At 67.1% G+C, this 20,595-nt stretch carries 19 protein-coding genes, 1 other RNA gene and 1 pseudogene; 12 read left to right on the plus strand and 9 right to left on the minus strand.

Annotated elements, in window-relative coordinates; translation table 11 throughout:
* Positions 1-63 precede the first annotated feature (63 nt).
* Positions 64-738 (plus strand): cysteine hydrolase family protein, encoded by a 675-nt coding sequence (locus B2X67_RS05435; RefSeq protein WP_282342836.1) that lies wholly within the window; start codon positions 64-66, stop codon positions 736-738.
* A gap of 577 nt (positions 739-1,315) precedes the next feature.
* Here B2X67_RS05435 and argA read toward each other — a convergent pair.
* A complete protein-coding gene (gene argA / locus B2X67_RS05440; RefSeq protein ID WP_090224073.1) occupies positions 1,316-2,614 on the minus strand; it encodes an amino-acid N-acetyltransferase in 1,299 nt (432 codons plus the stop codon).
* 133 nt (positions 2,615-2,747) lie between these two features.
* Positions 2,748-3,899 carry an acetylornithine deacetylase gene (gene argE / locus B2X67_RS05445; RefSeq protein WP_286784852.1) on the minus strand — a complete coding sequence of 384 codons (1,152 nt, stop codon included), beginning with the start codon at positions 3,897-3,899 and terminating at the stop codon, positions 2,748-2,750.
* 100 nt (positions 3,900-3,999) lie between these two features.
* Between argE and B2X67_RS05450 the strand changes: the two genes are divergently transcribed.
* From B2X67_RS05450 to B2X67_RS05475, 6 genes are all read left to right on the plus strand, one after another.
* Positions 4,000-5,367 carry an inorganic triphosphatase gene (locus B2X67_RS05450; protein ID WP_286784853.1) on the plus strand — a complete coding sequence of 456 codons (1,368 nt, stop codon included), beginning with the start codon at positions 4,000-4,002 and terminating at the stop codon, positions 5,365-5,367.
* A 182-nt stretch (positions 5,368-5,549) separates the two neighbouring features.
* A complete protein-coding gene (locus tag B2X67_RS05455; protein WP_090224078.1) occupies positions 5,550-6,215 on the plus strand; it encodes a DUF502 domain-containing protein in 666 nt (221 codons plus the stop codon).
* A gap of 72 nt (positions 6,216-6,287) precedes the next feature.
* On the plus strand, positions 6,288-8,072 hold the full coding sequence (locus B2X67_RS05460) for a GspE/PulE family protein (RefSeq protein WP_286784854.1): 1,785 nt from the start codon (positions 6,288-6,290) through the stop codon (positions 8,070-8,072).
* Positions 8,073-8,169: 97 nt separating this feature from the next.
* Positions 8,170-9,102, plus strand: a complete 933-nt coding sequence (locus B2X67_RS05465) for an SPFH domain-containing protein (RefSeq protein ID WP_282342843.1) — start codon at positions 8,170-8,172, stop codon at positions 9,100-9,102.
* Positions 9,099-9,545, plus strand: coding sequence for an NfeD family protein (locus tag B2X67_RS05470; protein ID WP_282342844.1), 447 nt, complete (start codon positions 9,099-9,101; stop codon positions 9,543-9,545). The genes B2X67_RS05465 and B2X67_RS05470 overlap by 4 nt, the downstream gene beginning before the upstream one ends.
* Positions 9,546-9,634: 89 nt before the next feature.
* Complete coding sequence (locus tag B2X67_RS05475) at positions 9,635-9,946, plus strand: DUF2388 domain-containing protein (protein WP_286784855.1); 312 nt, start codon at positions 9,635-9,637, stop codon at positions 9,944-9,946.
* Positions 9,947-10,064: 118 nt separating this feature from the next.
* Here B2X67_RS05475 and B2X67_RS05480 read toward each other — a convergent pair whose 3' ends face one another.
* The 7 genes from B2X67_RS05480 to B2X67_RS05510 form a co-directional block, all read right to left on the minus strand.
* Positions 10,065-11,525, minus strand: a complete 1,461-nt coding sequence (locus B2X67_RS05480; RefSeq protein WP_286784856.1) for an inorganic phosphate transporter — start codon at positions 11,523-11,525, stop codon at positions 10,065-10,067.
* A gap of 217 nt (positions 11,526-11,742) precedes the next feature.
* On the minus strand, positions 11,743-12,129 hold the full coding sequence (gene gcvH, locus B2X67_RS05485) for a glycine cleavage system protein GcvH (protein WP_286784857.1): 387 nt from the start codon (positions 12,127-12,129) through the stop codon (positions 11,743-11,745).
* A gap of 94 nt (positions 12,130-12,223) precedes the next feature.
* Positions 12,224-13,306: a glycine cleavage system aminomethyltransferase GcvT gene (gene gcvT, locus B2X67_RS05490; protein WP_286784858.1), complete on the minus strand. Its 1,083-nt coding sequence runs from the start codon at positions 13,304-13,306 to the stop codon at positions 12,224-12,226.
* A gap of 337 nt (positions 13,307-13,643) precedes the next feature.
* A complete protein-coding gene (locus B2X67_RS05495; protein ID WP_376747801.1) occupies positions 13,644-14,861 on the minus strand; it encodes a 2-octaprenyl-3-methyl-6-methoxy-1,4-benzoquinol hydroxylase in 1,218 nt (405 codons plus the stop codon).
* A 199-nt stretch (positions 14,862-15,060) separates the two neighbouring features.
* The gene (gene ubiH / locus B2X67_RS05500; protein ID WP_286784860.1) at positions 15,061-16,245 is read right to left on the minus strand and encodes a 2-octaprenyl-6-methoxyphenyl hydroxylase; all 1,185 of its coding nucleotides are present in this window, start codon (positions 16,243-16,245) and stop codon (positions 15,061-15,063) included.
* A gap of 2 nt (positions 16,246-16,247) precedes the next feature.
* Positions 16,248-17,582, minus strand: a complete 1,335-nt coding sequence (pepP, locus tag B2X67_RS05505) for a Xaa-Pro aminopeptidase (protein WP_286784861.1) — start codon at positions 17,580-17,582, stop codon at positions 16,248-16,250.
* Between the two features lie 19 nt (positions 17,583-17,601).
* Complete coding sequence (locus B2X67_RS05510; protein WP_286784862.1) at positions 17,602-18,165, minus strand: YecA family protein; 564 nt, start codon at positions 18,163-18,165, stop codon at positions 17,602-17,604.
* A 214-nt stretch (positions 18,166-18,379) separates the two neighbouring features.
* Here B2X67_RS05510 and B2X67_RS05515 point away from each other — a divergent pair, with 214 nt between their 5' ends.
* The 5 genes and pseudogenes from B2X67_RS05515 (at position 18,380) to B2X67_RS05535 (ending at position 20,577) form a co-directional block, all read left to right on the plus strand.
* Complete coding sequence (locus tag B2X67_RS05515) at positions 18,380-18,586, plus strand: TIGR02449 family protein (RefSeq protein WP_090224098.1); 207 nt, start codon at positions 18,380-18,382, stop codon at positions 18,584-18,586.
* A complete protein-coding gene (locus tag B2X67_RS05520) occupies positions 18,586-18,900 on the plus strand; it encodes a cell division protein ZapA (protein WP_090224100.1) in 315 nt (104 codons plus the stop codon). The genes B2X67_RS05515 and B2X67_RS05520 overlap by 1 nt, the downstream gene beginning before the upstream one ends.
* A gap of 33 nt (positions 18,901-18,933) precedes the next feature.
* Positions 18,934-19,111, plus strand: a non-coding RNA gene (ssrS, locus tag B2X67_RS05525) — 6S RNA.
* Positions 19,112-19,172: 61 nt separating this feature from the next.
* A pseudogene (locus B2X67_RS05530) lies at positions 19,173-19,772 on the plus strand (5-formyltetrahydrofolate cyclo-ligase); the annotation flags it as partial.
* Positions 19,773-20,127: 355 nt separating this feature from the next.
* Entirely contained in the window at positions 20,128-20,577 is a 450-nt protein-coding gene (locus tag B2X67_RS05535; protein WP_282339352.1) for an EVE domain-containing protein, read from the plus strand.
* Positions 20,578-20,595: the final 18 nt, after the last annotated feature.

A 20,595-nucleotide genomic window follows, 5' to 3' on the forward strand; every position in this document is an offset into this window, starting at 1 on the left:
ATCCACCAGGGGGCAGACCGCACTCTTCCGCAAACTACCCATTACCCACTCCCAGGAGCCCGCATGCGCACCTTCGTCTATGAACAACCGCGCGAGCTGGACGCGGCGCAATTCGCCGATTACCTCGACCCCGGCCGCACCGCAGTCATCTCCATCGACCTGCACCGCGGGCACCTCGACGACTCGCCGGAATGCCCCTGCCCGGCGCCACGCGCACGCGAGCTGGTAGCGCCGGTGGACGCCTTCCACGATCAGGCCCGCGCGCTGGGCGTGCGCGTGGTGCACATCCGCTCGGTGCTGCGCGCCGACGGCTCGGACGATATGAACGGGATTCCGGCAGCCTGGCGGCGGACCTTCCCGCTGCACGTCGGGGAGATTCCCAACCACGCCGAACACGCGCTGGAGGGCTCGATCTGGACCGAATGGGTGACGCGCGTCGAACCGGGCGATCTGATGGTCTCGAACAAGCGCCGGCTGTCGGCCTTCTATCCCACCGACCTGGACTTCCTGCTGCGCAACCAGCGCATCGACACCCTGGTGTTCAACGGCGGCTTCGCCGACTGCTGCGTGCTCAACAGCGCCTTCGAGGCGAACAACCTCAACTACCGGGTGATCGTCCTGCGCGACCTGGTGCGCGGCACCGACGAACACCTGGAGTCCGCGGCGTTCTCGATGGTCTCTCTGCACCTGGGGCTGGTGATGGAGTCGCAGGACCTGCTGCAGGTCTGGCGTGGCTAAACGCACGCTGTCCCAGCGGGTGCTCGCGATGGTGGGCTGAAGCCCACCCTACGCAATACGTCCGACTTTAGCCGTAGGGTGGGTTAGGCGCATTCCGGAGGGTGGGGCCCGCTCCGAACGTGACGCGCCGTAACCCACCGGGCGGTGCCTCGCCTAACGCCGCCCGGGGCAGTCGAGGCGAGAGGGTTGGTGCGCATGGCGCACCCTACGAGACCGCGCGCCGCGTTAGCCGTAGGGTGGGTTAGGCGCATTCCGGAAGTTTGGTCCCGCGCCGAACGCGACGCGCCGTAACCCACCGGGCGGTGCGTCGCGAACCCCGTCCGGCGTTTGATCCAGGCGCGCCGACTGGTGCGCATGGCGCACCCTACGAGATCGCGCGCCGTGTTAGCCGTAGGGTGGGTCAGGCGCAGTCCGGAGGGTGGGTTCCGCGCCGAGCGCGACGCGCCGTAACCCACCGGGCGGTGCCTTGCCGATCCCGTGCGGAGTGATCCGGACGCGCCGACTGGTGCGCACGGCGTTCCCCGCGACGCATGCCGGCTCGCTGGCGTAGGGTGCGCTGCGCGCACCGCTGCCTGACCTACAGCGTCTTCTCGAAGATCTTCGAGTTGCGCTGGAAGTTGTACAGCGAGGCGCGCGCCGCCGGCAGGCGCTCGACGCCGCTGGGCTCGAAGCCGCGCTCGCGGAACCAGTGCGCGGTGCGGGTGGTGAGCACGAACAGGGTCTTCAGCCCGGCCGCCCGGGCGCGCTCCTCGATGCGTTCGAGCAGTTCGTCGCCGCGCCCGCCGTGGCGGTAATCCGGGTTCACCGCCAGGCACGCCAGTTCGCCGGCATCGGAATCGGCGATCGGGTAGAGCGCCGCGCAGGCGATGATCAGGCCGTCGCGCTCGACCAAGCTGAACTGCTCGATCTCGCGCTCCAGCACTTCGCGCGAGCGGCGCACCAGAATCCCCTGCTCCTCCAGCGGCGTGATCAGGTCGATCAGCCCGCCGACATCCTTGATGCTCGCCTCGCGCAATTGCTCGAACTGCTCCTGGTCGACCAGCGTGCCGCCGCCGTCGCGGGTGAACAGCTCGGTGAGCAGCGCGCCGTCTTCGGCGTAGCTGACGATGTGGCTGCGCTTCACCCCGGCGCGGCAGGCGTGCGCGGCGGCATCGAGCAGTTCGGCCTGGTAGTTGCTGCCCAGGCGCTGCAGATGCGCCGGCACCTGCTGCGGGCGCAGTTCGCGGATCAGCTTGCCGCTCTCGTCGAGCAGGCCGTGCTCGGCGCCGAACAGGATCAGCTTGTCGGCGGCCAGGTCGATGGCCGCGCGCATCGCCACATCCTCGCAGGCGAGGTTGAAGATCTCGCCGGTCGGCGAATAGCCCAGCGGCGAGAGCAGCACGATGTTGCGCTCGTCGAGCTGGCGGCCGATGCCCTTGCGGTCGATGCGGCGGACCTCGCCGGTGTGGTGGTAGTCGACGCCGTCGAGCACGCCGATCGGCCGCGCGGTGACGTAGTTGCCGCTGGATACCCGCAGCCGCGCGCCCTGCATCGGCGAGGCGGCCAGGTCCATCGACAGGCGAGCCTCGATGGCCACCCGCAGGTGGCCGACGGCGTCGATCACGCACTCCAGCGTCTGCGCATCGGTGATCCGCAGGTCGCGGTGGAAGTGCGGGGTCAGCCCGCGCGCCGACAGCCGCGCCTCGATCTGCGGGCGCGAACCGTGGACCAGCACCAGGCGCACGCCAAGGCTGTGCAGCAGCACCAGGTCGTGGACGATGTTGCCGAAATTGGGATGGGCAACGCCCTCGCCGGGCAGCATCACCACGAAGGTGCGCTCCCGGTGGGAGTTGATGTAGGGCGAAGCGTGGCGTAGCCAGTTGACGTAGTCGTGCATGAAAGAACCGCTGTCGATCGGATAACTCCCCGCACCGGTCGGGCGCGGGGTCGCGGAGAGGCCTTGGGTGGCGGCGTCTCGGTCCTCGGGGGAGGGACTCATCGTCGTAGCACGGGGTACTCCGTTGTCGGCCTCAGCGGGCGGGGTTCAGGCAGTAATGGGTGATCAGCTCGCGCAGCAGGTTCACGCAGGGTTCCAGGCGCGACAGCTGCAGGTACTCGTCCGGCTGGTGCGCGCAGGCGATATCGCCGGGACCGAGTACCAGGGTCTCGCAGCCAAGCTGCTGAAGATAAGGCGCTTCGGTGCCGAATGCCACCGCCTCGGCGGCATGCCCGGTGAGCCGCTCCGCCAGGCGCACCAGCTCGGCGTCGGCGGCCTGCTCGAACGGCGGCACTTCGGGAAACAGCGGAGCGAAGTCGATCTGCACCTGGCGGGCCTCGGCCAGTGGCTGCAGCTTGTCGCGGATCGCCGTGCGCAGCTGCTGCGGGTCCATCCCCGGCAGCGGGCGCAGGTCGAACTCCAGCGAGCATTGCCCGCAGATGCGATTCGGGTTGTCGCCGCCGTGGATGCAGCCGAGGTTGAGGGTCGGTTGCGGCACGTTGAACAGCGGGTTCTGGTATTCGCGCTGCCATTCGCCGCGCAGCAGCAACAACTCGTGCATCGCCGCCTGCATCGCCTCCAGCGCGCTGTGGCCGAAGCTCGGGTCGGAGGAGTGGCCGCTTTGCCCGAGGATGTCGATGCGCTCCATCATCACGCCCTTGTGCAGACGGATCGGCCGTAGCCCGGTCGGCTCGCCGATCACCGCGGCACGCCCCAGCGGCCGTCCGGCCCGCGCCAGCGCGCGGGCGCCGGACATCGAGCTTTCCTCGTCGCAGGTGGCGAGGATCAGCAACGGCTGGCGGAACGGCTGCTGCAGCAACGGCAGCACCGCTTCGATGATCAACGCGAAGAAGCCCTTCATGTCGCACACGCCGAGGCCGTACCAGCGGTCGTCGGCCTCGCGCAGGTGCAGCGGGTCGCCGCTCCACAGCGGCGCGTCGAACGGCACGGTATCGCTGTGCCCGGCCAGCACCAGGCCGCCGGGACCGCTGCCGTAGCTGGCCAGCAGGTTGAATTTGCCGGGGCTGACTTCCTGGGTCTCGCAGACGAAACCGAGGTCGCCCAGCCAGTTGGACAGCAGTTCGATCACCGGGCGATTGGTCTGGTCCCAGTGCGCCTGGGTGCAGCTCACCGACGGCGCGGCGATCAGCGCGGCGAAGCGTTCTTTCAGGTTGGGAGGCGACATGAATACTCCAGGGTTCTGCATCGTGAAAGCGTGCGGCGGACGCGTCCTGTAGACTTTCCGCTTCCGGCAGCCGTCCCGCGCTGCGTCGAACGCCACGGCCATGCACAAAGAAACCGAAATCAAATTGCGCGCCAGCCGCGAAACCCTCGCCGCACTGCGCGAGCACCCGCTACTGAAGAAGCGCAACAAGTCCGGCTGGGAGCGCAGTGAACTGCTCAACCAGTATTACGACACGCCGAATCGCGATTTGGCTCAGGCCAGGGTCGCCCTGCGCGTGCGTCGCGACGGCGACCTGTTCATCCAGACCCTGAAGAGCCGCGGCCGCAGCGTCGCCGGGTTGTCCGAACGCAACGAGTGGGAATGGAACCTGCCCAAAGCCAGGCTGGATATCAAGCTGCTCGGCGACGACTGCTGGCCGCAAAGCCTGGCCGACCTGGACAAGAAGACCCTGAAACCGCTGTTCACCACCGATTTCGTCCGCGAACGCGCGGAGATCGCCTGGGGTCGCGGCAAGGCCAAGGTAGTCGTCGAGGCGGCGCTGGACCTCGGCCAGGTGCTCGCCGACGGCAAGCAGGAGGAAATCTGCGAGCTGGAGCTGGAACTGCGCCAGGGCGAACCCGAGGCGCTGCTGGAGCTGGCCGCCGAGCTGGCCGCGAGCCTGCCGCTGATGCCCTGCGACATCAGCAAGGCCGAGCGCGGTTATCGCCTGTTCGACCCGGACAGCTACGCCGTCAGCCTGCCGGCCGTGGAGCTCAATGGCCTGATGCCGCTGGACGATGCCTTCGCCGCGCTCGCCTGGCAGTTGCTCGGCAGCAGCCAGCGCCTCGCCGAGCAATATCGCTTCAACGGCCACTGGAAGCTGCTGGAGGACTGGCTGCGCCAACTGGTCGACCTGCGCGCCCTGCTCAGCAGCCTCGGCCAGGCCGCGCCGCGTTCGAGCAGCCACGCGCTGCGCGAAAGCCTCGACGCGCTGCTGGCCGACTGGCGCCCACGCCTGCTCGCCGGGCACGACGACGAAAGCGTGCGCCAGGCGGCGCCAGGGTCGTTCGCCGAAGAGCTGGCCGGCACGCGCTGGGGCGTGTTCTCGCTGAACGCCTCGAACTGGCTGCTGGGCCGCCAGTGGACCGCCGGTCGCAACGAGCGTGGGACGCGCCAGGGCGCCGCGCCGCTGGGCAAATGGCTGCCACGCCAGCTCGGCGACGAGGCCAAGGCGCTGCCGCTGGCGCGCTACGAACTGCAGCCCGAGGACCTCGCCGAGCAACTACCGCGCCTGGAGCGCCTGCTGGTCTGGCTGCGCCTGGGCCGCGGCGTACTGGAGCTGGCGGAGACCGACCGGCTGTTCGGCGAGTTGAGCAAGCTGGTCGACCTGGCGAACCGCCCGCGCGACGAGGACGGCGTGCTCGACGAACGCGAGCAGCAGGCCCGCACCGTCGGCACCCTGCGCGCCTGGAAGACGCTCAACCGCTGAAGCCCGTTAATTCGTGAGGCAGGTGCAACCCGCGCCCTCACTCAACCATCGGGCATCTGCGAACGCGTAGGGTGGGCTTCAGCCCACCACACCCACACAGCCCGCGCCGCAGAGCCTGCCGATAGTTCCTCCGGGGACAATCTGGCAAGCTCCGGCGACCTGTTCATCCACCGGAGCCCCGCGTGTTCAAACGAAGCTTCCAATCCCTCGTCGCCACCTGGCTGACCGGACTGATCGCGTTGCTGCCCCTGGTGCTGACGTTTGCCCTGCTGGCCTGGATCGTCAACCTGCTCAACGGCATCGTCGGTCCGTCGACGCTGATCGGCCGCGTGCTCGCCGCGCTCGGCCAGCCGTTCGCCAGCAACTCCTACCTGGCCTACCTGGTCGGCACCCTGGTGATCCTCGCCAGCCTCTACCCGCTCGGCCTGGCCGTGCAGCTGGGCTTTCGCCGGCCGCTGGCCTGGCTGTTCCGGGTGACCCTGCGGCGGGTGCCGCTGATCGGCAATTTCTACAACCTCGCGGACCGCTTCGTCGGCCTGCTCGACCGCGACAAGGACGCCGACATCACCAGCATGAGCCCGGTCTGGTGCTTCTTCGGGGGCGACGGCGCAGCGGTGCTGGCACTGATGCCCAGCGGCGTGACGGTCGACCTGGAAGGCCGCCCGCACGTGGCGATCCTGGTGCCGACCGCGCCGATCCCGGTCGGTGGCGGCCTGCTCTACGTACCGCAGGAGTGGATTCGCCCGGCCAACATGGGCGTCGATACGCTGACCAGCATCTACGTGTCCATGGGACTGACGCCGCCACCGGCGCTGCCGCGGCGCGAGGCCGATCAACTGCCCGGCTAGCCGCCAGGCGCAGGTTCTGCGATCACCGGGATTAGGGCATCCTAGTCCCCCAGCCGCTCAAGGGGACTCCGCATGTCCGCCCTCACCTCCTCCGCCGCCGACCGCACGCTCGATCTGGCCGATCTGCTCCGCGACCTGGTCGCCCAGGGCCGCATCGACCAGAGCGCCGCCGAGCAGTGCCTGGCGATCCGCCGCAGCTCGCTGAACAACCAGCAGCACCCGCTGGAGTTCCTCGCCGCACAGCAGGTCGAGGACAAGGCCAACCCGCCGCGCAAGCTTGACCTGGAAACCCTCACGCGCTGGCTCGCCGACCACGCCGGGCAGCCGTACCTGCGCATCGACCCGCTGAAGATCGACGTCGCCTCGCTGACCCCGCTGATGTCCTTCGCCTTCGCCCAGAGGCACAAGATCCTCGCCGTCGCGGTGGACGCCGAGGCGGTCACCATCGCCAGCGCGCAGCCGTTCGTGGTCAGTTGGGAAGCCAACCTGACCCACGTGCTCAAGCGCCCGATCAAGCGTGTGGTGGCCAACCCGGCGGAGATCCAGCGCTTCACCACCGAGTTCTACCGCCTGGCGCGCTCGGTCAGCGGCGCCAACTCGATCGACCAGAAGATCAGCAACTTGGGCAACTTCGAGCAGTTGCTCAGCCTCGGCGCGCAGGACCAGGAACCGGACGCCAACGACGCGCACATCGTCAACATCGTCGACTGGCTGTTCCAGTACGCCTACCAGCAGCGCGCCAGCGACATCCACATTGAACCGCGCCGCGAGATGGGCACGGTGCGTTTCCGCATCGACGGCGTGCTGCACAACGTCTATCAGTTCCCCGCGCAGGTGACGATCGCCATCATCAGCCGGCTAAAGAACCTCGGGCGGATGAACGTCGCCGAGAAGCGCAAGCCGCAGGACGGCCGGATCAAGACCAAGACGCCAGACGGCGGTGAGGTCGAACTGCGTCTTTCGACGCTGCCGACGGCATTCGGCGAGAAGATGGTGATGCGTATCTTCGACCCCGAGGTGCTGCTCAAGAGCTTCGACGCGCTGGGCTTCTCCGCCGACGACCTGCGCCGCTGGCAATCCATGACCGGCCAGCCGAACGGCATCATCCTGGTCACAGGACCGACCGGTTCGGGCAAGACCACCACGCTGTACACCACGCTCAAGCAGCTGGCCACCGAGGAAGTGAACGTCTGCACCATCGAGGACCCGATCGAGATGATCGAGCCGGCGTTCAACCAGATGCAGGTGCAGCACAACATCGAGCTGACCTTCGCCAGCGGCGTGCGCGCGCTGATGCGCCAGGACCCCGACATCATCATGGTCGGCGAGATCCGCGACCTGGAGACCGCCGAAATGGCCATCCAGGCGGCGCTCACCGGCCACCTGGTGCTCTCCACCCTGCACACCAACGACGCGCCCAGCGCGATCACCCGCCTGCTCGAACTCGGCGTACCGCACTACCTGCTCAAGGCGACGCTGCTGGGCGTCATGGCGCAGCGCCTGGTGCGCACCCTGTGCCCGCACTGCAAGGCGCCGGTGGAGCTCGACGAAGCCGACTGGCACAGCCTGACCAAACCTTGGAGCGCGCCGCTGCCAACCGGAGCGCACCGCGCGGTGGGCTGCAACGAATGCCGCGACACGGGCTACCGGGGGCGCGCCGGGGTCTACGAGATAATGCTGCTCAACGACTCGATCAAGCCCCTGATCACCGCCGACATCGACCTCGTCGCCTTCCGCCGCCAGGCCTTCAAGGACGGCATGCGCAGCCTGCGCCTGTCCGGCGCGCAAAAGGTCGCCGCCGGCCTCAGCACCATCGAGGAAATCCTCCGGGTAACGCCGCAGAGCGAGCAGAAGTGAACGCAACGTGCGGTAACCGCTTGGTCGGCCGGGAACCTGAGCCGGCCGGCGATCCGGGTTAGACTGGCGCTTCCTCTTCATTCGCAAAGGAACCGCAATGGAAGTCGCCAGCGTCATCTTTCTCTTCGTCGGCCTCGCCGTGGCCATCGTCTTCATGGGCTTCAAGGTCGTGCCGCAGGGCTACCAGTGGACGGTGGAGCGCTTCGGTCGCTACACCACCACGCTCAAGCCCGGTTTGAACATCATCGTCCCGGTGATGGACCGCATCGGCCACAAGATCAACGTCATGGAAAGCGTGCTGGACATCCCCCCGCAGGAAGTCATCACCGCCGACAACGCCACTGTGCAGATCGACGCCGTGTGCTTCTACCAGGTGATCAACACCGCCCAGGCCGCCTACGAGGTGAACAACCTGGTGCATGCGATCCGCAACCTGCTGCAGACCAACATCCGCACCGTGCTCGGCTCGATGGAACTGGACGCCATGCTCAGCCAGCGCGACGCCATCAACGAGAAGCTGCTCAAGACCGTTGATGAGGCGACTGCGCCCTGGGGCATCAAGATCACCCGCATCGAGATCAAAGACATCAGCCCGCCGGCCGACCTGATGGCCGCCATGTCCGGGCAGATGAAGGCCGAACGGGTCAAGCGCGCGCAGATTCTCGAAGCCGAGGGTTCGCGCTCGGCGGCGATCCTCACCGCCGAAGGGCACAAGCAGGCGGAAATTCTCCGCGCCGAGGGCGAGCGTGCCGCGGCCTTCCTCGAGGCCGAGGCGCGCGAACGCGCGGCGGCCGCCGAGGCGGAGGCGACCCGTGTAGTCTCCGAGGCGATCGCCAGCGGCAACGTGCAGGCGGTGAACTACTTCGTCGCGCAGAAGTACATCGACGCCCTCGGCAAGCTGGCCGGCGCCAATAACAGCAAGGTGATCCTGATGCCGCTGGAAGCCAGCCAGGTGATCGGCGCGGTCGGCGGCATCGGCGAGATCGTCAAGGCCACTTTCGGCAACGCACCCGAAGACAAGCGGCCATGATCGAGTACCTGCAACACCTCTCGCCCTGGCAATGGCTGGCCTTCGGCACGCTGCTGCTGATCCTCGAGGTGTTCGGCGCCGGCGGTTATCTACTCTGGATCGGCGTGGCCGCGGCCGGCGTGGCGCTGGCCGGCTTCGTTTTCCCGGCGCTGCCCTGGGCGTTGCAGTTCGTGCTGTTCGGCGTGCTGTCGATCCTGACGGCGGTGTACTGGTGGCGGCGCCAGCGCAGCGGCAAGTCGCCGTCGGAGCAGCCGGGCCTGAACCAGCGCGGCCAGGAATTCCTCGGCCGGCGCTTCGCCCTGCACGAAGCGATCGTCGACGGACGCGGCAAGATCAAGGCCGGCGACAGCCTCTGGCTGGTGACCGGCCCGGACCTGCCGCAGGGCAGCGAAGTGCGCGTGGTTGGCCAGGATGGCGTGCTGCTCAGGGTCGAAGCGGCCTGAGAGCCGGCATAGCGAACGGAACTGTTTGCCGTACGTCGCTTTCTGATGGGTAGGTCCCCCTCGACGGGCCGTACAAAAGGAGTCCTATCATGCGCAATAAACTTCTGATCGCTTCGCTGGCGCTTTGCCTGCCTGCCACAGCCGCCATGGCCGCAGGGATGCGTGACTACGCCACGTCCGCCGGTATTTCCGCCTCGCTGTACTCAACCTTCAAGGACGACAAGATCGTCTACGCCGCCCAGGACGACGCCAGCAGCTTCGTCGCCAGCAACGGCGCGATCCGCGGCCCCTACCTGGAAGCCGCCCTGCAGCAGGTGCGCGGCAACAATCCGGGCCTGCAGGCCGACGACATGGCCCTGGCCACCGCGATCCTGACCGCCGAGCAACAACCGGCGCAGTGATCCGGCAGCGACGACGAAGCCGCCCCAGGGCGGCTTTTTCATGCCTGTCATCCGCCGTGGCCCATGCTGCGGGTAACAAAAAGGCCGCCCGTGGGCGGCCTTTTCGAGCAATCCGGCTTCAGCCGAACACGCGGGTGGCGGTCCAGAACAACAGTGCCGCCAGCGCCATCGAGATGGGCAAAGTCAGCACCCAGGCCAGCAGGATGTTGCGGATGGTGTTGCCCTGCAGTCCGCTCTTGTTCGCCACCATGGTCCCGGCGACGCCGGACGACAGCACGTGGGTGGTCGATACCGGCAGGCTGAACACGTTGGCAAGGCCGATGGCGCAGGCGGCGGTGATCTGCGCGGACATGCCCTGCGCATAGGTCATACCCTGCTTGCCGATCTTCTCGCCCACGGTGAAGACCACCCGTTTCCAGCCAATCATGGTGCCCATGCCGAGCGCCAGCGCCACCGCCAGGATCACCCAGAACGGCGAGTACTCGGTGGTGGTGGTGAGGTCGCCGCGCAGCTTGTCGAGGTCCGACTTGTCGCGTCCCGAGAGCACGTTCAGCTTGCCGACCAGCTTCGCCGAGTCGTCCAGACACAGCAGATAGCGGCGCACTTCGATGCGCTTGGCTTCGCTTAAGGTGCGGTAGTCGTCGATGCCCTCGAGGTTGGCCTTCAGCGCGGCGATGGTCGGCACGGTCAGCTTCGGATCGCAGCGATATTCCGGCGGCAGGTCGACGTCGCGACGTTTCAGCGCGAGGAAATCGCCCAGCGAATCGACGTTGCGCTCGTAGAACATGCTCAGGTGGGTCGCCGCGTCGCGGGTACGCTCGATCTCGTAGGTGCTGGCGTTCAGATCGAGGACGAACTTGGCCGGCACCAGGCCGATCAGCACCAGCATGATCAGGCCGATGCCCTTCTGCCCGTCGTTGGACCCGTGGACGAAGCTCATGGCCATCGCCGACAGCACCAGCACCAGGCGATTCCAGAACGGCGGGTGCTTCTTGTTGCGGCGCTGTTCGGGGGTCTTGTGCATCTTCGAGAACGGCCGCCACCACTTCAGGCCGAGCAGCACCAGGCCGGCGACGACGAAACCGACCATCGGCGAAAGGATCAGAGACAGGCCGATGTCGATCGCCTTCTGCCAGTTGATCCCGCCACCCACCGGAATCCCGGTGATCAGCGCGTTGGCCAGGCCGACGCCAAGGATCGAGCCGATCAGGGTGTGCGAACTGGACGCCGGAATCCCCAGGTACCAGGTGCCAAGGTTCCAGGCGATGGCGGCGGCGAGCAGCGAGAACACCATCGACAGGCCGTGGGCGGTGTTGACGTTGATCAGCAGCTCGACCGGCAGCAGGTGGACGATCGCGTAGGCCACGCCCACGCCGCCGAGCAGCACGCCGAGGAAATTGAACACACCCGAAGCGAATACGGCGAGGTGCGGAGGCATCGCCTTGGTGTAGATCACCGTGGCGACCGCGTTCGCAGTGTCATGGAAACCGTTGATGAATTCGAAGGTGAGGACGAATGCCAGAGCGAGCACCAGGCTCAGCACCAGCCAGGCATCGAGCCCGCTGAAAAGTTCGAACATGAAGGTTCAGGACCACTCTTGAGGGGGCGCGATTATGACAGAAAAGCCACCATGCTCCCCTAGGCGTTTATTGATGCAGCGCACTCGGCGCCGACCGGCGGGCCGCTGAGCGCGTTCCCGGCGGGGTGAAGGAGACACCGAGCAGAAACGCGAAACCGGCGCGGACGCCGGTTTCGATGAGCCGAGGGCACCCGACACGGTCGGTGCTCGCCGGAACTCAGGCTTCGTCGGCGGCGGCGCGGTAGCCGTCGGCATCGAGCAGCTTGTCCAGCTCGCTGACGTCGCTGGGCTTCAGCTTGAAGAACCAGCTGCCGTAAGGATCGCTGTTGACGCCTTCCGGGCCATCGGCCAGGCCGGTATTCACCGCGATGACTTCACCGCCCACCGGGGCGTAGATATCGGAGGCGGCCTTCACCGACTCGACGACGCCGGCTTCCTGGCCGGCGGCGAGTTGTGCGCCGACTTCCGGCAGCTCGATGAAGACCACGTCGCCGAGGGCTTCCTGGGCATGGTCGGAAATGCCCACGGTGACCGTGCCGTCGGCTTCCAGGCGGGCCCATTCGTGGCTGGCGGCGTAACGCAGGTCGGCACGGATATCACTCATTTTCTTGGTCTCCAGAGTTGGAAAAAAACTGCCGGTAATTTAGCAGCCCCGCGCGGCTTTTCGCGGAAAACCTGCGGAGCGGAAGGCCGGGCGATCAGATCAGTGCTTTGCCATGGCGGACGAAGGTGGGCTGGACGACCCGAACCGGATACCACTTGCCACGGATCTCCACCTCGGCGCGCACGCCGGTGGCGGCCGGCACGCGTGCCAGCGCTATCGATTTACCCAGCGTCGGCGAATAGCTGCCGCTGGTGATCTCGCCGTCGCCGACGCCGACCACGCGTACCACCTGATGCGCACGCAGCACGCCGCGCTCTTCCAGCACCAGCCCGACCAGACGTGGCAGGGCGCCCTGGGCGCGCTGTGCCTCGAGCGCGGCGCGGCCCATGAACTGGCGCTCGGCGGGCTCCCAGGCGAGCGTCCAGGCCATGTTCGAGATCAGCGGCGACGTGCTGTCGTCCATGTCCTGGCCGTAGAGGTTCATACCGGCTTCCAGGCGCAGGGTGTCGCGCGCGCCGAGGCCGATCGGCGAGATGCCGGCGCCGACCAGTTCGCTGAAGAACCCGGCGACCTGGTCCTGCGGCAGGATGATCTCCAGGCCGTCCTCACCGGTGTAGCCGGTGCGGGCGATGAACCAGTCGCCATCGGCGAAGCCCTGGAACGGCTTGAGCGCCCGAATCAATTCGGCGCGCACGTGATTGACCTGCTCGCAGGTCCGCGCTCGCGCCTGCGGGCCTTGCACCGCCAGCATGCCGAGGTCCGCGCGCTCGCGCAGCTCGACGTTGAAACCCTCGCTGCACCGCTGCATCCAGGCGAGGTCCTTGTCGCGGGTGGCGGCGTTCACCACCAGGCGGTAACCGTCCTCGGTGAGGTAGACGATCAGATCGTCGACCACCCCGCCACGCTCGTTGAGCATTGCGCTGTAGAGGGCCTTGCCGGGGCTCGCCAGGCGCGCGACATCGTTCGCCAGGAGCATTTGCAGGAAGACCTTGGCATCGCTGCCGGACAGGTCGACGACGGTCATGTGGGAGACATCGAAGACACCGCAGTCACGGCGCACCTGATGGTGCTCTTCGACCTGCGATCCGTAGTGCAGCGGCATGTCCCAGCCGCCGAAGTCGACCATCTTGGCGCCGAGCGCCAGGTGCTGGTCGTAGAGGGGCGTACGCTTACCCATGGGTTTCTCCTTCCGGGTCCGGCGAGATGCGTTCGGGCCTGGCGATCTGGCTGAAACCCGCGGTTGACGGGGCTTGCGCAGATCCAAACAGGCCTGCCGGGGATGGTCGGCCGCATCGAATGGCGCGCATTGTAGCCGCAAGGTGGGGGGCGGTCATCCCGGGTTTCTGTCGCAGTTGATGTCCGCTCGCAGGGCCGCGGCCCGGCCTCGAGGCGGTCCGACGGGCGGGCGGATACGAAGGAAATCGTGGCGCGAAAAGACCGCCGCCAGGTGCTGGCGGCGAGTGCGAAGGCGTTGGAAGAGCATCGCCGGACGCCGGGAAGCGCCCGGCACAACGTCAGAGGCGGGCCAGTTCGGGGAGATCGCCGGACAGTCCGAGCGCCTGGCGAACGAACAGCGATTTGGCTTCCGGCAGCTTGTCGACCAGACGCAGGCCGGTGTTGCGCAGCCAGCGCAGCGGCAACAGGTTGCTCTGGAACAGCCGCTCGAAGCTCTCCATCGCCGCCATCATCGCCAGGTTGTTCGGCATCCGCCGACGCTCGAAGCGGCTCAGCACGCGCTCGTCGGCCAGCGTTTCACCGCGCTGCTGCGCATGCAGCAGCACTTCGGCGAGCACCGCGGCGTCGAGGAAGCCCAGGTTCACGCCCTGCCCGGCGAGCGGGTGGATCACATGGGCGGCGTCGCCGATCAGCGCCAGGCCCTGCTGGATATAACGCTTGGCGTGGCGCTGGCGCAGCGGAATGCACAACCGCGGGTCCGCAGCCTGGACCTCGCCCAGACGATGCTCGAACGCATTGCCCAGTTCGGCACAGAACGCGCCGTCCTCCAGCGCCATCAGGCGGCCGGCTTCGGCGGGCGTGCAGGACCAGACGATCGAGCACCAGTGCTGGTCGCCGTCGCGGTCCAGCGGCAGGAACGCCAGCGGGCCGTCATCGGTGAAACGCTGGCGCGCCGTGCGCAGGTGCGGTTTCTCGCTGCGCACGCTGGTGACGATCGCGTGGTGCAGGTAATCCCACTCACGGGTGGCGCAGCCGGCCAGGCGGCGCACGGTGGAGTTGGCCCCGTCGGCGGCGATCAGCAACGGCGCGCTCAGCTCGCGGCCTTCGGTGAGGGTCAGCAGCCAGCCGTGGTCGTTGCGCTTGATCTGGTCGACGCGCGCGTTGGGCAGCAGGTCGACGCGGGTTCCCAGCAGACGTTCGAGCAGCGCCTCCTGCACCACGCGGTTCTCGACGATATGGCCGAGCGATTCGGCATGCACGCTGGCGGCGGAGAAATGGATGTTGCCGGTGCCGCTGCCGTCCCACACCTGCATGTCTTCATAGACGCTGGCGCGACGGGCGACGATGCCCTCCCAGGCGCCCAGGCGCTCGAGAATACGCTGGCTGGCGACGGACAGCGCGCTGACCCGTGGCTCGAACGCGGCGCTACTGTCGAAGGGCTCGAGGCTTAACGGACCGCCATCGAGGAGGAGGATTTTCAGACCGCTGTCCTTCAGTGCCAGGGCCAGCGCACTGCCGACCATGCCGGCACCCACGATGATCACATCCGCTTGCATCTGCATTGTATTCCTTAAGGCCGCCTCGCCTGGCGAAGCGGCCGAACCTGGGGTTTCGCCCGTTGGGCGTTACGGAACCGGCGCCGAAGCGCCGCCGAAGAAGCTGCGTTTTTACCAGTTCACGCCCCGGCGCGCCCGTTTCGGGGGAATCTTCGCGCGCTTATGCCGCAGCGCCCGAGCCCCGGCGAACGCGGCGGAATCAGCTAACGCGCGTACCCAGTCCCATGGCCTGGCGGGCGAACCAGCGCTTGGCTGGCGGCAACAGGTCGAGACCGAGCAGCCCCAGATGACGCACGCTGGAAAGCGCCGGATCGGCCGCGGTGAACAGCCGGGTGACGCGGTCGGAGAAGCCGATGGTCATCTCCTGGTCGAGGCGCTGGCGCGCCAGGTAGCCCTGCAGGGTCGCCAGGTCGCCCAGCGGCGCCTCGCTGCGCAGCAGGGTATCCGCCAGCTCCACCGTGTCGCGCAGCGACAGGTTGTAGCCCTGGCCGGCGATGGGGTGCATGCCGTGGGCGGCGTTACCCAGCACCACCAGGTGCGAGCGCACCTGCTCCTGCGCCTCGATCAGCACCAGCGGGTAGAGGTGCCGCGCGCCGACCTGGCGAAACGCGCCGAGGCGGTAACCGAAGGTCCGCTGCAGCTCGCCGAGGAAGGCCCGGTCGTCCAGCGCCGCGAGGCGTGTGGCCTCCTCGGTCGGCCGCGTCCAGACCAGCGCGCAGCGGTTGTCGGCCAGCGGCAGCAGCGCCATCGGCCCGTCGGCGACGAAGCGCTCGAAGGCCAGCCCGCGATGCGCCTCGCTCGGGGTGACGTTGGCGATGAGCGCGGTCTGCCCGTACGGCGTCTTGTCGACCTGGATGCCGAGCCGCTCGCGCAGACCCGAACGGCCGCCGTCGGCGAGGATCGCGAGGTCGCAATCGAGTGTCGTCTCGTCGTCCAGGATCAGTCGGTAGCCGTCCTCGCGCGCCTGCATCTGCTCGACCACCGCCGGGCAGCGCCAGTTGATCACGTCGCTGTCCAGCGCTTCCCACAGGCACTGGCCGAGCCAGGCGTTCTCCACCACGTAGCCCAGCGCCGGCACGCGCTCGGCGCTGGCGGATAGACGGGTGGCGCCGAAGCGACCGCGCTCGGAGACATGGATGTCGAGGATCGGCTCGGCGCGCCGCGCGATGCTCTCCCACACGCCCAGGCGCTGGTAGATCAGCCGCGTGCCGTAGGAAATCGCCGAGGAGCGCGCGTCGTAGCTGGGCTGGTAGCTGTCGCCGGGCGCGAACGGCTCGATCATCTCGATTTTCCAGCCACGCTGCCGGGCGCCGGCCTGCAGGCTCAGGGCAAGACTGGCGCCGACCAGGCCGCCACCGATGATCGCAATCTGGGTCCGTTGCATGCTCATGCCACCTCGCGCCGGGCCTGGGCCATCAGCGCCTCGATTTCGTCGATGCCTTTCGGCACTCCGCCGGTGAGGATTTCGCAGCCGGTGCGGGTCACCACGACGTCGTCCTCGATGCGAATGCCGATACCGCGCCACTTCTTCGCCACGCTGGTGTTGTCGGGCGCGATGTAGATGCCCGGCTCGACGGTCATCGACATGCCCGGTTCGAGCACGCGCCATTCGCCGCCGACCTTGTAGTCGCCGACGTCGTGCACGTCCATGCCTAGCCAGTGGCCGGCACGGTGCATGTAGAAGGGCTTGTAGGCTTCGCAGGCGATCAGTTCGTCGAGCGTGCCCTTGAGCAGGCCGAGCTCGAGCAGGCCGGCGGTGATCACCCGCACGGTGGCCTCGTGGGCTTCGTTCCAGTGGCGGCCGGGACCGATGAATTTGAAGGCCTCGACGTTCGCCGCCAGGACGATTTCGTAGAGCGCCCTCTGTTCGGCGGAGAACACGCCGCTGACCGGGAAGGTGCGGGTGATGTCGCTGGCGTAGCAGTCGATCTCGCAGCCCGCGTCGATCAGCACCAGCTCGCCGTCTTTCAACACCGAGTCGTTCTCGCGGTAATGCAGGATGCAGCCGTTGCGGCCGGCCGCAACGATGGAGCCGTAGGCCGGCATCTTCGCCCCGCCCTTGCGGAACTCGTAGTCCAGCTCGGCCTCGAGGTGGTACTCGAAGAGCCCGGCGCGGCTCGCCTGCATGGCGCGGATGTGCGCGCGCGCGGAGATTTCCGCGGCCTCGCGCATCACCTTCACCTCGGCGGCGCTCTTGTACAGGCGCATGTCGTGCAACAGGTGGTCGAGGGCGACGAACTCGTTCGGCGGCTGCGCACCTTGGCGCGCCTTGGAGCGGATCACGTTGACCCACTCCATCAGGTGCTGGTCGAACTCCGGATTGGTGCCGATCGCGTAGTAGACCCGCTCGCGACCTTCGATCAGCCCGGGAAGGATGTCGTCGATGTCGCCGATGGGGAAGGCATCGTCGGCGCCGAAGTCGCGGATCGCGCCTTCCTGGCCGGCGCGCAGGCCGTCCCACAGTTCGCGCTCGGGATTGCGCTCCCGGCAGAACAGCACGTACTCGCCGTGCTCGCGGCCGGGGATCAGGGCGATCACCGCCTCCGGCTCGGGAAAGCCCGAGAGGTACTGGAAGTCGCTGTCCTGGCGATAGACATGCTCGACATCGCGGTTGCGGATATACACCGGCGCGGCCGGCAGGATGGCAATGCTGTTGGGTTCCATCTGCGCCATCAGCGCTTTGCGGCGGCGGGCGTATTCCGACTTCGGGATGCTGGTCATGGCAGGACGCCTTAGCTTCTCAGTGCAGGGAGGGTTTGCTCGCAACGGGCGCCGCGGCGACCGGCTTGGCACATTCGGTAAACAATAGAAGGGGGGCGACGCGTAGGTACTCCATCACTTCCATGTAGTCGTTCTCGCCGTCTTCGGACTCTTCCAGCGCGCTTTGCACCTGGGCGATGGCGGCGAGGTCCTGCAGCACTTCCATGGCCTCGGCGGACAATGCGCCGTCACGGGAGGTCATGCCGAAGCCGCCGAGGAAGCCCTGGCACCACTGGCCGAGGGCGACGGCACGCTCGCTCAGCGGCGCGTCGTCGCCAGGCAGCAGCAGGACCACGGCGATGTCGTCGCCGGTGAGTTCCCCCTTGACCATGTCCTGCAGGCCGATGAGCGCCTGGCGCACGTTGTCCTGCGGCTCGCCGCCGAGCAGTTCGGCGGCATCCTGCAGCCACGCTGCGTGATCGAAGTCTGCACCAGCGCAGCTGCGACCGAGCAGAAGGCCATGCAGTTCGGCCGGGGAAACGGGGTGACCGCTGCTGGAAAGCAGCGCGGCGAAAGCGGTGTACGGGGAGTTCGAAGAAGGCATGGGCGGCTAGGCGCGGAAGGGCGCAATCACTAGAATGAGGGCCAGGTATCCTAGCAGCCTGACGCCCCGAAGGCAGCCCTGTCGCAGCACGTCGGCACCCGCCGTGGCCGTTTGCCGCGAGCCCTTCGCGCGAAGTATCGGGGCGATGCCGGTCCGGCGTCCTGCCGAGCGGCTGTTATAGTTCCGCCCATCAATCAGCCCAAGTAGGGAGCCCATGGAACACGCCGAACTGCAAGCGCTCGCGGGCAAGCTGGAGCTGTTAATCCAGCGCATAGAGCAGCTCAAGACGCAGAACCGACTCCTGCTGGCAAGCGAGCGTTCCTGGCGCGAAGAGCGCGCTCATCTGATCGAAAAGAACGAAATGGCCCGGCAGAAGGTCGAAGCGATGATTTCGCGCCTGAAAGCCCTGGAGCAGGACTAATGACCCAGCCAAATACCGTAAACGTGCAGATTCTCGACAAGGAGTACTGCATCTCCTGCCCGCAGGACGAGCGAGCCAACCTGGAGAGCGCCGCGCGCTACCTGGACGGCAAGATGCGCGAGATACGCACCAGCGGCAAAGTCATCGGTGCCGACCGCGTCGCCGTGATGGCCGCCCTCAACATCACCCACGACCTGCTGCACAAGCAGCAACGCCTCGATCTGCAGGCGGATTCCACCCGAGAACAGGTGCGCGATCTGCTGGATCGAGTCGACGAGGCCCTTGCCACCGATCCGGATGAAGCCCGTAGCTAATTGCACGGCGGCCTATTGGGGTATACTCGCCACAGCTCCCTGGTGTGTGCGCCAGTTGGTCACGTCCCTCTCCCGATACGCAAAACCCTGGAGGCTGCACGTGGGGCCCGTGTGCATGTCCGCCTGACGGAAAGCCTTACGGTCTCCTGCAGTCGCCACCTTGAACTTTCGGGTTCAAGGGTCAAACCGACAGCGGCACCTCGGGGAGTCACCTTTTCAATCCGTGGATTCAGTCCGCGGATTCTTCGGTCATCCGCAGCGGCCCGTCCTTGATGATCGCCAGCGAATCCCTTTCCCGCGCCGAACTGCGTCGCCTGCTGCGACGGCGGCGTCGCTCCCTGAGTCGCCTCGAACAACGCCAGGCCTCCCGCGCGCTGTACCGCCGCCTTGCGCAGCACGCGCTGTTTCGGCGTGCCCGGCACATCGCAATGTACCTGCCCAATGACGGCGAAATCGATCCGCGCCTGCTGCTCGAGGAAGCGCGCCGCCGCGGCAAGGCGACCTATCTACCGGTACTCAATCCCTGGCCGCGCACGCGCATGGCGTTCCAGCGCGTGCGCGCGGGCGAACGCTTGCGCGGCAACCGCTTCGGTATCGCCGAACCGACGCGCGTGCCGAAGCGGCAACGCAAGCCATGGGCACTGGACCTGATCCTGCTACCGCTGGTGGGCTTCGATGAAAACGGCGGAAGGCTGGGCATGGGCGGCGGATTCTACGACCGCAGCCTGGCGTTTCTGCAGCGCCGCAAGGGGATACACAAGCCGCGATTGATCGGCTTGGCGCATGACTGTCAGAAGGTGGATCGACTGGCCCAGGCCAGTTGGGATGTCCCGCTGCAGGCGTGCATCACCGACAGCGGATGGTACGGCGCCACCGGAGGATGCGTGGCGCGGGAGGCAATCAGCGTTGCTGCTGCGCCGAAACGCTCACCGGGATGTCACCGGGACGTTCCCACTGACTCTGGGTGTAGCCGGTAGTCACCACACCCAGACCGAACAGAATGACCAGAACCCACAACAGATCAGGTTTACGTTTCATCTAATTGCCTCCCCCTTCCAGGCAAATGTTGCGCATTGTTCGCCGGCATTTTCTTTTCGGGCTCGCGGCCGTTGCGGGTCGAACGGGCGGCATTTTCCGCCAAGCCAGGAGTCCGTGCAATTGGCTAGATGACCGCACGTCAGACCAGAATCAGCCCCACCCCAACACCAAAAACAAGGAGCAAGGTTCATGCCGCACTGGCTGATGAAGTCCGAACCCGACGAGCTGTCTATCCGCGACCTGCAGCGCCTGGGGCAGGCGCGCTGGGATGGCGTGCGCAATTATCAGGCACGCAATTATCTGCGCGCCATGAATGTGGGCGAACTGTTCCTTTTCCACCACTCCAGCTGCGCGGAACCGGGCATCGCCGGCATCGGCAGGATCGTCGGCGAGCCCTATCCCGACCCCACGGCATTGGACCCCGAGAGCCCCTACTTCGATGCCAGGGCGAGCCTGGAAAAGAACCCCTGGAGCGCGCGTGACGTGGCGTTCGTCGAAGCGTTTCCCGCGCTGCTGAGCCTGAAACGCCTGCGCGCCGAGCCGAAGCTGGCGCGGATGCCGCTGCTGCAGAAGGGCAGTCGCCTGTCGGTGATGCCCATCGGCGAGGACGACTGGCTGCGCGTGCTCGCGCTGCGTTGAGCGGCTGGCGGCACTGTG

Source organism: Pseudomonas sp. UBA3153 (genome assembly GCF_002364635.1).
GTDB lineage: Bacteria > Pseudomonadota > Gammaproteobacteria > Pseudomonadales > Pseudomonadaceae > Pseudomonas_O > Pseudomonas_O kuykendallii.